Origin of the sequence: Clostridioides sp. ZZV14-6150 (assembly GCF_020657875.1) — a bacterium.
Classification (GTDB): Bacteria; Bacillota; Clostridia; order Peptostreptococcales; family Peptostreptococcaceae; genus Clostridioides.
The window spans coordinates 21,658-34,372 of record NZ_JAGWDA010000026.1 but is presented as its reverse complement, the minus strand read 5'-3'; the positions used below and the strand labels follow the sequence as shown (position 1 = coordinate 34,372).

Genomic DNA, 12,715 nt, shown 5'->3' with positions numbered 1-12,715 from the left:
ATAGAACCTATCCAATACTACTTGAATTGCTGGAAACCCCTAAAGCTAACCAAACTAAAACATAAGGATGAAATAAAACCTAAGTGTGAAAGTTATGAAAGTAGAAAAAATTCATAAGAGAACTGCATAGGTAGTAGCGAACTTATGTGAACGACAACCTCAAAAATGATAAAAGTTAAGATTTGCGGTTCTTATATATGTTATTTAAAAACAAATATAAAAACCTTTAAAAAACTTATTTTAAATAATTACACATGTTAATATTATGATGAGTGATGAAAAATGGAAGTGACTCGAGGATATGTATATTTAGTACCATATAGTATGGTGTGTAAAATATAGACATCCAGTATTAACAAATGAAATTGAAGCAGATTTAATTAATATAATCAGAAAAAACAAGTAAAGTGAGGTGGTAGTAGTGGAAAAAGCTTATAAGTTTAGAATGTATCCAAATAAAAAACAGCAAGAGTTAATTAACAAAACTTTTGGATGTTGTAGATTTGTATATAATAAATATCTTGCTAAAAGAATAGAAGTTTATGAAAACTATAAAGAAACTTTTACTTATAAACAGTGCAGTTCTGATTTGACTGATTTAAAAAAAGAATTAGAGTGGCTTAAAGAACCTGACAAATTTTCACTACAAAACACCTTAAAAGATTTAGAAAACGCATATAAAAAATTCTTTAAAGAAAATGCAGGATTTCCTAAATTTAAATCAAAGAAAACTAATAGATTTTCATATAGAACAAACTTCACAAACGGAAATATTATGTATTGTGGTCAATATATAAAATTACCTAAACTTGGTATGGTTAAAGTAAGGGATAAACAAGTACCTCAAGGGAGAATGCTTAATGCTACTGTATCCAAAGAACCAAGTGGTAAATATTATGTATCATTATGCTGTAGAGATATAGATATTGAAGTATTTGAAAATACTAATAATCAGATAGGTTTAGATTTAGGAATTAAAGAATTTTGTATCTCAAGTTGTGGACAATTTATAGAAAATCCTAAGTATCTTCAGAAGTCATTAAACAAACTTGCTAAATTACAAAGGGAATTATCGAGAAAAACAATCGGTAGTTTAAATAGAAATAAAGCAAGATTAAAAGTTGCAAGACTTCAAGAACATATAGCTAATAGGCGAAAGGATTTTCTACAAAAACTATCTACTAAATTAATACAAGAAAATGATATTATTTGCATAGAAGATTTACAAGTAAAGAATATGACTAGAAATCGTAAATTATCTCGTTCTATTTCTGATGTGTCATGGTCAGAATTTGTTCGTCAATTAGAATACAAGGCTAATTGGTATGGTAGACAAATTGTAAAGGTAGGTAAATTCTTTGCAAGTTCACAAATATGCAATAAATGTGGGTACAAAAATGAGGAAATTAAGAATTTAAATATAAGAGAATGGATTTGTCCTTGTTGTAATGTAACTCACGATAGAGATATAAATGCAAGTATAAATATACTAAAAGAAGGATTAAGACTAATAACAGTTTAAGATAGATAACTTATGTAAGAACCGTAGGAACTACGGGGATAGCCTGTGGAGAATTGGTAAGACATATTTTAGTATGCAAAATTCTATGAAGCAGGAACCCTGTGACTTTAGTCATGGGAGGTTCAGTGGATATATTATCGTACCAATAGGTAACACTTTTGCACAAGCATTCCAAGGTAAAGGTGGATATTCTTTTGAAGTTTTCAAAGAATATTTTTCAAATACTAATAATTTAAGGGTAGTAAGCAATACTATAATTTTGGGATTGGGTTCTGTACTCGTATGTGGAATTATGGGAATATCACTTGCTTTATATATGACATTTGCTTGTGATAAACACAAAAAAATCATACATATTCTTTTACTAAGTCCAATGATGATTCCTGGAGTAATTATGGTAATTGCATGTATTCAGCTTTATGGAGAAAGTGGGATAGTTACAAAATCTATAGAAATTTTACTCTCCTTTATCAACAAACCTTATGATTTTAGTGGATTAAAAGGAATTTTATTTGTGGTTGCCTATACTCAGTATGTGTATTTTTATTTAAATGTATATGTTGCCTTAAAATATGTGGATTACTCAACAGTTGAAGCTGCAAAAGGAATGGGAGCATCAAGGCTAAGAGTATTTTTTGATGTAATATGGCCTGTTATTACACCTGCTGTTATAACCTCTACTATTATAACTTTTGCATCAGGAATTAGTTCTTTCTCAGCTCCAAATCTTATAGGTGGTGGTTTTAAAGTTTTAAGTACTCAGATTGTTAGGTCTAAGGCTAATAACCATATGGATATAGCCTCAGTTCAAGTAATTATTTTATTACTAATGGGGATTTCATTTATGATTTTATTACAGTATTATGGCAAAAAATATGGAGTAGTATCATCCTTAAAATCTCAAAGTTATAAAGTTGATAATAGAAAAAAAGACATATTTACATTTGTATGCAAGATTATTATTGAAATACAAATTATTATGATTATGCTTCCTATAATTACTATTGTATATTTATCCTTTGTAAGTACACATTCAATTATGACAACTATATTTCCTAGAGACTTTACACTGGAAAACTATCAGATGATTTTCCAAAAATCACGTGTATTACAGCCTATATTAAACAGTTTGAAAATGTCTTTAATGGCAGTGGTAGTAGGATTGATAATCACTGTACCAGTATCGTATTTAGTAATTAAAAAGGATACTACATATAATCGACTAGCAAAATTTATTATAATGTTACCTTGGAGTATGCCTGCAAGTGCCATTGCAGTTAACCTAATTAATACATTTAATCAAAAAAGTATATTTGCTTTTAATGAATCCTTAATAGGTGGTTTTTATATTTTACCTATAGCATATACAATTTATGCCTTACCATTATTATTTTCATCCAATGAGGTTGCTATGAAGTCAATAAATTTAGGACTAGAAGAATCATCAAGGAGTTTAGGTGCTGGAAGGATAAAAACTTTTTATAATGTAATAATCCCTAATATGATGCCAGGAATAATTTCAGGAGCTATATTAGTATTCATTCGCACAATTGGAGAATATACAATGTCAGCCTTACTTTATGGTGTTTACAATAGACCTATTTCAATTTCTATTGTAACTAATATGCAAGAATTTAAGATAGGAGTATCTATGGCTTATGGTGTATTAGTAATTGGTATATGCTATATAGCATTAGGAATAATTTTTAAATTAGATAGAAAAAGGTTTACATAAAATAACAAAGGATAATTTATAAATTGGTGTTTAGAAAACCAAGTCACTTTATTCCTTAGATATGAACTCGATGGGTGCCATTTTTGGTGTTTTATGTCAAGTTTATGGAAGTAAAAAATTAGATAATCGTGAGTATGATTCCTATAAATCATCTCTACCATTGAAATCTACAACAAGATATTGGCTAAATAGCTAATATCTTTTTAATTTTTTTGATACCAATATAGTACTAACTGTGGGATGAGTATCTTTAAATTTATAACTACAGGTATATCAAATATACCATTATTAACCGTTAATTTTCTAGTAAATGAAAGTAGTATATTTGATATGTTTATATCTTTTGATAAATTAGATGATATAGCTAGAGGATAGAATTTAAATTAATACTTACAAAGTAATCGCAATTATTGGAGTCCACTTATACAGACTTCTAAAAATTATTTAGTGAAAAGGAACTTAGAGTGTATAATAAAAATTCCTTTTTAAAAAGGAAAACGATTGTTATTTTCTAACATTTATTATCCTGATACTATTTAAATATAACAACAAAATAAATAACAAACAAATCAAAACTAAAATTTAAAATATCTGGAGGGACAATATGTTAATAAATATGAAGGAAATGTTAAAAGTCGCACAAGAAAATCAATTTGCTGTACCAGCATTTAATATAGGGAGTGGGCAAATACTTAAAGCGGTAGTACAGAGTGCTAATGAAAAAAATGCACCAGTAATACTTGCAATACACCCAAATGAGTTAAGTTTCTTAGAAGATAGCTTTGTAGCTAGTTGTATAGAAGAAGCAAATAAGAGTAAGGTACCTATGGTAATACACTTAGATCATGGAGCAAATAAAGAGCAAATATTAAGAGCGATAAGATGTGGATTTACATCAGTAATGATTGATGGATCACACTTACCATATGAAAAAAATGTAGCTATATCTAGGGAAGTAGTAGAAATAGCAAAAGGATTAAATGTATCTGTAGAAGGAGAACTTGGAACAATAGGAACAACAGGGACATCAGGAGAAGGTGGCTGTGATGAAATAATATATACAGATTCAAAATTAGCTAGGGATTTTGTTGAAAAAACAGGAGTAGATACACTAGCTATTGCAATTGGTACAGCACATGGTATATATCCAAAAGGGTTTAAACCAGAGCTTAAACTAGATTTATTAAAAGAAATAAAAGAAGTAGTAGATATACCTTTAGTCCTTCATGGAGGATCGTCAAATCCAGATGAAGAAATAGCACAAGCAGTTAAACTAGGAGTTTGTAAAGTAAATATTTCAAGTGATGTTAAATCAGCGTATTATAAGAAGTGCAGAGAAGTATTAGAACAAAATCCAAGTTTATATGAACCAGATGCTATATATCCACAATGTATAGAAGCTGCAAGGGAAGTTATAGAGTTTAAAATGAATTTATTTAATGACATAGATAAATTAAAATGCTTTTCACCAAAAGAAGAATCAGTGATTGGATAACAAATTAAAAGGAGGGCAGAATTTATGGTAGACAAAATATTACGTAGTGATTGTATTGTATTAGATAAACAATTACAAACCAAAAAAGATGTAATTGATTATATGGCAAATCATTTGTATCATGGAAATTATATAAATGATAAAGAAAAGTTTATAATTGATATTAATAAACGTGAAAAAGAATCACCAACTAACATGGGAAATTTAATAGCTATCCCTCATGCTAAGTCAAGTACAGTAAAGCGACCTGTGATGATGTATTTAAGAACAGATAAGGACATCACGGATAATGATGGTCAAAAACTTAGGTCATTTTTTATGATAGCAGTTCCAGAGTCAAGTTTAGACGAACACCTTAAGATTATATCTAAACTAGCTACATATTTAATGGATGAAAATCTTATTAAGAACTTACTAAGTGCAGAAACTCCATATGAAATATTAGATATATTTAATTATAAAGCTGTAGAATCAGGAGATTCAAGTAATAATCAAAATAAAGGTCTTATAGTTGGAATAACAGGATGTCCAACAGGGATAGCTCATACTTTTATGGCAAAAAAAGCGTTAGAAGAAGCAGGGCAAGAACTTGGGTATGAAGTTAAAATAGAAACACATGGAGCCATAGGTGTAGAAAATAAGTTAACTAAAGAAGATATAAAAAGAGCTGAATACGTAATAATAGCTTGTGATAGAGAAGTTCAAACAAGTAGGTTTATAGGAAAGAAAGTATTACAAAAGAAAGTAGCAGATGCTAAGAATGTTTCATTAGCCAAAAATTTAATTATAAATGCTGAAAATGGAATGGCTAAAGAAATTAAGCCAGGTGGAAAAACTTTAGAAGATTCAAAAGAAATACTTCAAGGGTCAGAGAAAAAAGGTATTTATAAGCACTTAATGAATGGTGTATCTGAAATGATTCCATTTGTAGTAATAGGTGGGATTGGTATAGCTATAGCATTTATGTTTGGTATATTTGCATCAGACCCAACTCATGAAACATACAACCCTATAGCTGGATTCTTTGGACAACTTGGAGGCGATTCAGCATTTAAGTTATTCATACCAATACTTGCTGGTTTTATAGCTAAATCAATTGCAGGAAGACAAGGTTTTGCTCCTGCTATGATAGCTGGTTTCATGGCAGTTATTGGAGGTTCAGGATTCTTAGGAGGTATGGTCGCAGGATTTGTAACTGGATATATAGCTTTAGGAGTAATGAAGATAACAGAAAACTTACCAGATGTATTAAAGGGGTTAAATGCCGTACTGATATGTCCACTGCTGATTGCATTCACAAGTGGGGCTATAATGTTCTTCGTAGTTAATACACCAGCATCATGGTTAAATGAAGCTTTACAGTCATGGTTACAAAGTATGTCTGGAACTAATAAAGTATTATTAGGTGCAATATTAGCAGGAATGATGGCATCAGATATGGGAGGACCTATTAATAAAACAGCTTCAGCATTTGGATTGGCGATGTTCTCTAGTAATATATTTGAACCATCAGCAGCATTAATGGTAGGTGGAATGGTACCACCATTAGCGATATCGTTAGCTATGTTAATATTCAAAAACAAGTTTACTAAAGAAGAAAGAAAGTCATCCCTACCAACTGCTATAATGGGGGCATCTTTCATAACAGAAGGAGCAATACCATTTGCAGCTGCAGATCCATTAAGAATGATTCCAGCAAACATAATTGGTTCTTGTATAGGTGGGGCAATATGTATGAGTCTAGATATAACTTTAATGGCACCACATGGAGGAATATTTGTAATACCATTTGCATGTAGTGCACCAGTTGCATATATAGCTTGTATATTAGTTGGTACAGTAATAACAGCATTAATTATAGGGGTAACAAAGCCTACTATAAAGAGTGAAAATAGTGAAGTTGAAGTACTTGGTGCTTAAATTATAAATAAGAGTAAAAGTAAGGATATTTAGAATCAGTTGACTACTTCTAAATATCCTTACTTTTTATTTCGAAATTATATTATCTATTATATCAATTTAGTAAGGTGTATCATAAATTCTTTTATGATACGGAAGTATCTTAGTAATTTTACGTAGTTAGGAAATATGTTAAAATAGTAGTTAATATAAACATATAAACATAGTAGGGAGGGATAAGTATGCTTATATCGAGGCAAATTGAATTTCTTAAATTGATATTAAACGAAAATAAATATAGACCTATAAAATATTTTAAAGATAAATTAAATGTATCAGATAAAACTTTACAAAAAGATTTGAAGATGATTGAGAGATATTTAGAAACTTTTAATATAAAAATTGATATAAAAAGAGGCTATGGAATATTAATAGAAGCTTTAGCAAAAAAGAACATAGACTTAATCAACAGTTTAAATATACAATCGAAGGAAAATAAATCTTTATCAGTAGAGCAAAGAAGAATGGAAATTTTAAAGTATCTATTACTAAATTCAAGTAATATAACTTCAATAAATCAGTTATCGGATAAATATTATGTAAGTAAAACTTCTATAGTAAATGATTTTAAATATATAGAGGAATGGATAAAAGAATACAATTTAAAACTTAATAAGACTTTAGAAGGAACTAAGATTATAGGTAAAGAAGTGGATATAAGGAAATCGATTGCCAAAATGATGGATGATTTATTAGATGAAAATTATGAACAGCATGATATATCTGAGTTAACAAGATTAGATTATGCTACGTTTAGTGCGTTGATGAATTTATTTGATATTGATTCTATTATATTTGTAGAAACTATAATTACAGAGTTAGAACATAATTTAGGATACACTATAAGTCAGCCCTACTATATAAATTTAATTACCCATATACTTATATGTTTAAAGAGAATCGAAGAAGGTAATCAAATAGAGTCTCAGGAAGAAAGAGAAGTTTCTGTAGATAATTTGGACGAGTTAGTATATCAAAATGTCACTACACTTATAAGTAAAATAGAAAATAGATACAAAGTAAAAATAACGAAAGATGAAATTATGTACATATATATTTTTTTAGTATCATCTGGATTTAGTAGTGAAAGTAATAGTAGTTACAATGATGAATCAGATATATTAAGTGAAAGTGAAAAGGTATCATCTATAATGATAGAGAATATGTCACAATTTTTAAATATAAATCTCAAAAATGATGACTTACTACAAAAAAGTCTAGCATCTCATGTAAGACCTATGTTAAACAGATTAAGATATGATATCCAAATAAAAAACCCATTATTGGGAGAGATACAAGAGCGATTTTCAGATGTATTGGGATTATGCATGATGACTATGAATATTATGACAGAGTATGAAAATCTAAAGAATATTAGTATAGATGAAGTTTCGTATCTTGCTACATATTTTCAAGCAGCAATAGAAAGAAATATGAGTAGTAAAAGAGTAATAGTAGTTTGCCATACAGGATATGGAACATCTCAGCTCCTTGCAGCTAGATTAAAAAGAGAATTTCCTGAATGGACTATAGTTGATATAATTCCTATGCATCAGTTGAATAAGCGAAATTTAGATGATGTAGACTTTGTAATATCTACTGTAAATTTAGACTTGAAAGACAAATTACATATAGTTGTATCAGTACTATTAATGGAAAGTGATATTAATAATATAAAAAATGCTTTGGTTACTAAACCTAAGAAAAGCATGACCTTAGATACAAACTTGTTAGGAATGTATTTAAAAGATAATATATATTTTAATTTTGATGTAATGCAGATGGAAAGTTTAATAGGTGTGAGTTTAGGTAGTAAATATAAATCTATTTCATTAGGAAAAGATTTAAATATATATATACATAATCAAAGTAAATTAAATAAGGGGATAATGAATATCAATAATGTTAATAGAACGATTGATATTTATTTAGAAACTAGCAATAAAAGTTTTTTAAAGAATATTTTAATGGAAATATCAAATTTATATAGGCAAAAGAACTATATAAACTATATAATAGATTGCAAAAGAAAAGAGGATATTAAAATATTATTTGACAATAATGTACTGGAGAAAACAAATGGAAATTAGAGAAATATTAAGCGAAGAAAGTGTTATTTTAGACTTAAAATCAACTACAAAAGAAGGTATAATACACGAATTAGTAGATAAATTATACGATACAGGAAGTATAACTTTAAAAAGTAAATTTATAAAGGCACTAAAGCGTAGAGAGAAAATAGGTTCTACTAGTATAGGTTATCAAATGGCTATGCCACATGGAAAAACAAAGTATGTAAAGAAAGCATCTGTGGTAATAGGTAAATCTAGAGAAGGTGTAGATTGGCCAAGTATAGATGGCTTGCCTGTAAAAGTAATAATTATGTTTGCTATGCCACAATCTGGAGGCACTGAGGATATGATATTAATGTCTAAAATAGCTTATATTTTAGGTGGTAAAGATATAAGTGAAAGGCTTTTAAATGCACATACAAAAAAAGAAATATTAGATATATTTTATGAAGTATAGATGTTGTATAAACTATAAATTGAGGGTATTTAAAATAAAGTGTGTATTCTTCTTAAAAAGTATTGATAATTAAAATATTAAATATCACTATATAAAGGAAGGTACACACTTTTTATGTTTAACAAAAACGAAATATTAAAAAACTTATTGAAGAATATGATGTTAAAATAACTACAGACATTCAAGATATGTTAAATGATTTATTTGCAAGTACAATTTATCAAATATTAGAAGTGGAGCTTGACGACCATTTAGGTTATGATAATAAGAATAAAAATACTAAAAACTCTAGAAATGGATATAGAAATAAGAATGCTAAATCAGATTTTGGAGAAGTAACTTTAAATACTCTAAGGAACCGAAATGGAGATTTTGAACCAAAGATAATTAGAAACTATGAAAATCATATGTCAAGAATAGAGAACCAAGTGATTGGAATGAACTAGCAACATATTTTAAATATACTCAAGAGATAAGAGCATTGATATATACTACAAATTCAATGGAAAGTTACAATAGATTATTAAGAAAAGTTACTAAATCGAAGTCTATTTTTCCTTCACATGATTCTTTGGACAAATCATTATACTTATCAACTATAGATATTTCTGAAAAATGGACTAAAAAAATTAGAAATTGGACTCAAATTTTAGCTCATTTAAGTATTTATTTTTAAGAAAGAAATTTAACTCTAAGCTAACACATAAATATTTCTAGACTCAATCAATACAAAATTTACTTCTTATAGAATCCATATTATAAAAATTAATCTAACAGATAATTAATTATTTACTTGCTCTAGTTTGTTATATATATCCTATTTACCCTTTTAGTTATACAACAAAGTATTTCATGGTCTATTGTTCCCACCTTACTTGATATATCACCTATTCTTATTCCGTCTATATCACCTACTAAGATAGCTTCATCTTCCATCTTAATATCAATATCATTTGGTATTTCAACCATAGTTTGATCCATACATATTCTCCCTACTATATTTAATAACCTGCCATTTATAAATACTTGAGGATTTTTTTGTGTTCTAGGGAATCCGTCCGCATAACCAACTGATAATGTAGCTATTTTAACATCTTTATCTGCTGTATATATACCAGCATAACTAACACTAGTTCCTTTCTCTATATTTTTTATATTATTAACTATAGTTTTTAATTCTAAAGCTGTTTTTAGTTTTATATCTTTGCTAACTTCAGATGATGGATAAGAACCATATAAAGATATTCCTAATCTAACCATATTAAAATCACATTCTCTTAAATCTAAAATTGCAGCACTATTTGATACATGCTTTATTGGTATATTTAAGTTAGCTTCTTCTAATGAACTTATAACTCTATTGTATTTCTTTATTTGCTTGTAAGTAGTTTCTTTATTTTCTTCATCTGATTTTGCAAAGTGAGTATAAATACCCTCTATCACTAAATTTTCTAAAGTAAATATTTTCTTTATGTCTGATATAGATTGTTCATTAACTAAGAAACCTATTCTGCTCATACCAGTGTCAATTTTTATGTGTACATAAGCTTTTTTATTGCTTAATTTAGCTAATTCATTTATTTTTATAGCCATTTCTAAAGAATATACAGTAATTCTTATGTTACTATCTATTGCATGCTGTATTTTATTAGTATTTGTATAACCCATACATAAAATAGGTTTTTTTATACCTGCTTTTGAAAGTACTAAACCTTCTTCTAATCTAGCTACTGAAAAGAAATCAACATTTTCTTCTTTATCTAAGAACTTAGATACTTCTACAGCTCCATGTCCATAAGCATCTGCTTTTACAACACAGCATAGCATAGTATCTTTAGTTAAAGCTTTTTTTACGTTATCTACATTATATTTTATATTAGTTAAATTTACCTCAGCCCATGTGCTTGAGTTTATATTCATCATAACATGTACCTCTACTTTCACTTTAGTTAATCTAATTTATGTTATATATTAAATTGTATTAAAATATATATGATTAAAATTAATACTTTTTAATTAATACTACCATTTTCTATTTGTGTAGTCAATTACATTTAATTATTCTTCAAAAAATTAAATGTAATTTAATTAAATTGCGTAATATAGTATATATTGATATAATAATTTATATAGTAATCAAAATATATAATAATGAGGTAGCTTATAGATGAATGAGGTAGATATATCAAAAAATATTACTGAATATAGAAAAAGAAAAAACATGACTATTAAAGAATTAGCTAATTTAACAGGTGTTACTTCATCTTTGCTTAGTCAAATAGAAAAAGGAAGTGCTAATCCGTCTATTAATACATTAAAACAAATTTCTAGTGCCTTAGATATACCATTATTTAATTTTTTTATAAATGATGTAGATACAGAAAGCTTAGTAGTTAGAAAAGAAAGTCGTAAAAAGATTATGTTTTCTGAAGATGATAGCTTTGCATATGAATTACTAACTCCAAACTCAAAAGGAGAAATAGAATTAATGCTTATGAAAATACCACCTCGAGGCTCATCTTCAAAAGAACAGTTTAGTCATAGAGGAGAAGAAGTTGCCTATGTAATTAAAGGAAATGTAAGGATTTATTTAATGAATCATGTAATTGATTTAAATTGTGGGGATAGTGTAAAAATACTTCCACACTCAAATCATAAATGGGAAAATATAGGAGACTGTGATTGTGAGGTTATATTTGCAGTAACCCCACCATCTTTTTAAAATTTATATAATATTTGTCTAAACTAGTACATGGTAGATTTAATACTAGAGATAGAGAACATGCAGAAGAAGGGGCTGTCTCAAAATAGAGATAAGCCTCTTTTTCATTGTTGAAATGATGAAAATATAGTTGATTTCATACAAAAAGAATGCCTCATGAACTAAAAAGTTCATATTTCAATTTTACATTTAGTAGCGATTGATAGTACTCCAATGTCATTAATTATAAGTATTAGATTTGAGGTAAGTCTAGCTGTTCTTTGATTACCATCATATAAGAATTGACAATAGGACAACCATAAATTTATTATTATAGTCTTTTCTAAGGGGTTAGTTATTTTATGTCACTTACAAATAAATCATTTAATAGAGTGGTTTCTATGCACTCATATTGAGCAGTAGTACCAGCTGTTCCTATGTTACCATTTCTGAAATCTCCAACGATTAGAGCTCCATCTTTTCTAAAGTAAGATTAGATACGCTTTGAGTATCAGATGGCACTTGAGCTATTTTATTACTCTTATTTTCATTATTGTTATTATTTGTTGATTCACATCCTATAGTTAAATGTGTTGTTGCTACTAATAAAAGTGCTACTATGTGACTTTTTGTTATTTTCATACTTTTTCTCCCTATATAGAATCGTTTTATTTGATAATAAGAAGTTTATAATATATTAAAATGAAACTCAATGCTATAGCTAAAGAGTAAACATACAATTAACATATGGTGTATAGTTTGTAGCGTATTAAG

Annotated in this window: 14 protein-coding genes; 12 read left to right on the top strand and 2 right to left on the bottom strand. The window is 28.0% G+C overall.

All coding sequences use genetic code 11. The annotated features are described in order from the left end of the window. The first annotated feature begins 319 nt into the window (after positions 1-319). From KGF41_RS21220 to KGF41_RS21210, 11 genes are all read left to right on the top strand, one after another. Entirely contained in the window at positions 320-406 is an 87-nt protein-coding gene (locus KGF41_RS21220) for a transposase (RefSeq protein WP_227857085.1), read from the top strand. A 6-nt stretch (positions 407-412) separates the two neighbouring features. Continuing rightward, a complete protein-coding gene (gene tnpB / locus KGF41_RS19525) occupies positions 413-1,522 on the top strand; it encodes an IS200/IS605 family element RNA-guided endonuclease TnpB (protein ID WP_227857084.1) in 1,110 nt (369 codons plus the stop codon). A gap of 73 nt (positions 1,523-1,595) precedes the next feature. Then, a complete protein-coding gene (locus tag KGF41_RS19520) occupies positions 1,596-3,257 on the top strand; it encodes an ABC transporter permease (protein ID WP_227857083.1) in 1,662 nt (553 codons plus the stop codon). A gap of 61 nt (positions 3,258-3,318) precedes the next feature. Further along, a complete protein-coding gene (locus KGF41_RS20990; protein ID WP_255287834.1) occupies positions 3,319-3,453 on the top strand; it encodes a hypothetical protein in 135 nt (44 codons plus the stop codon). A 44-nt stretch (positions 3,454-3,497) separates the two neighbouring features. After that, complete coding sequence (locus KGF41_RS20985; RefSeq protein WP_255287835.1) at positions 3,498-3,632, top strand: hypothetical protein; 135 nt, start codon at positions 3,498-3,500, stop codon at positions 3,630-3,632. Between the two features lie 229 nt (positions 3,633-3,861). Then, positions 3,862-4,752 carry a ketose-bisphosphate aldolase gene (locus tag KGF41_RS19515; RefSeq protein WP_227841115.1) on the top strand — a complete coding sequence of 297 codons (891 nt, stop codon included), beginning with the start codon at positions 3,862-3,864 and terminating at the stop codon, positions 4,750-4,752. 24 nt (positions 4,753-4,776) lie between these two features. Then, entirely contained in the window at positions 4,777-6,672 is a 1,896-nt protein-coding gene (locus tag KGF41_RS19510) for a fructose-specific PTS transporter subunit EIIC (protein ID WP_227857082.1), read from the top strand. Positions 6,673-6,893: 221 nt separating this feature from the next. Then, the gene (locus KGF41_RS19505) at positions 6,894-8,801 is read left to right on the top strand and encodes a BglG family transcription antiterminator (protein WP_227841117.1); all 1,908 of its coding nucleotides are present in this window, start codon (positions 6,894-6,896) and stop codon (positions 8,799-8,801) included. After that, complete coding sequence (locus KGF41_RS19500; RefSeq protein WP_227857081.1) at positions 8,791-9,240, top strand: PTS sugar transporter subunit IIA; 450 nt, start codon at positions 8,791-8,793, stop codon at positions 9,238-9,240. The genes KGF41_RS19505 and KGF41_RS19500 overlap by 11 nt, the downstream gene beginning before the upstream one ends. A 188-nt stretch (positions 9,241-9,428) precedes the next feature. Further along, complete coding sequence (locus KGF41_RS21215) at positions 9,429-9,686, top strand: transposase (protein WP_255614953.1); 258 nt, start codon at positions 9,429-9,431, stop codon at positions 9,684-9,686. 35 nt (positions 9,687-9,721) lie between these two features. Continuing rightward, positions 9,722-9,916 carry a transposase gene (locus KGF41_RS21210; protein WP_413841550.1) on the top strand — a complete coding sequence of 65 codons (195 nt, stop codon included), beginning with the start codon at positions 9,722-9,724 and terminating at the stop codon, positions 9,914-9,916. A gap of 122 nt (positions 9,917-10,038) precedes the next feature. Here the strand turns inward: KGF41_RS21210 and alr are convergent, their stop codons facing one another. After that, positions 10,039-11,163: an alanine racemase gene (gene alr, locus KGF41_RS19490; protein ID WP_227857080.1), complete on the bottom strand. Its 1,125-nt coding sequence runs from the start codon at positions 11,161-11,163 to the stop codon at positions 10,039-10,041. 244 nt (positions 11,164-11,407) lie between these two features. Here alr and KGF41_RS19485 point away from each other — a divergent pair, with 244 nt between their 5' ends. Further along, positions 11,408-11,962: a helix-turn-helix domain-containing protein gene (locus tag KGF41_RS19485; protein WP_227838985.1), complete on the top strand. Its 555-nt coding sequence runs from the start codon at positions 11,408-11,410 to the stop codon at positions 11,960-11,962. Between the two features lie 444 nt (positions 11,963-12,406). On the opposite strand, the gene KGF41_RS19480 is transcribed toward KGF41_RS19485, so the two are convergent. Continuing rightward, complete coding sequence (locus KGF41_RS19480; protein ID WP_227830290.1) at positions 12,407-12,583, bottom strand: hypothetical protein; 177 nt, start codon at positions 12,581-12,583, stop codon at positions 12,407-12,409. Between the last annotated feature and the right edge of the window lie 132 nt (positions 12,584-12,715).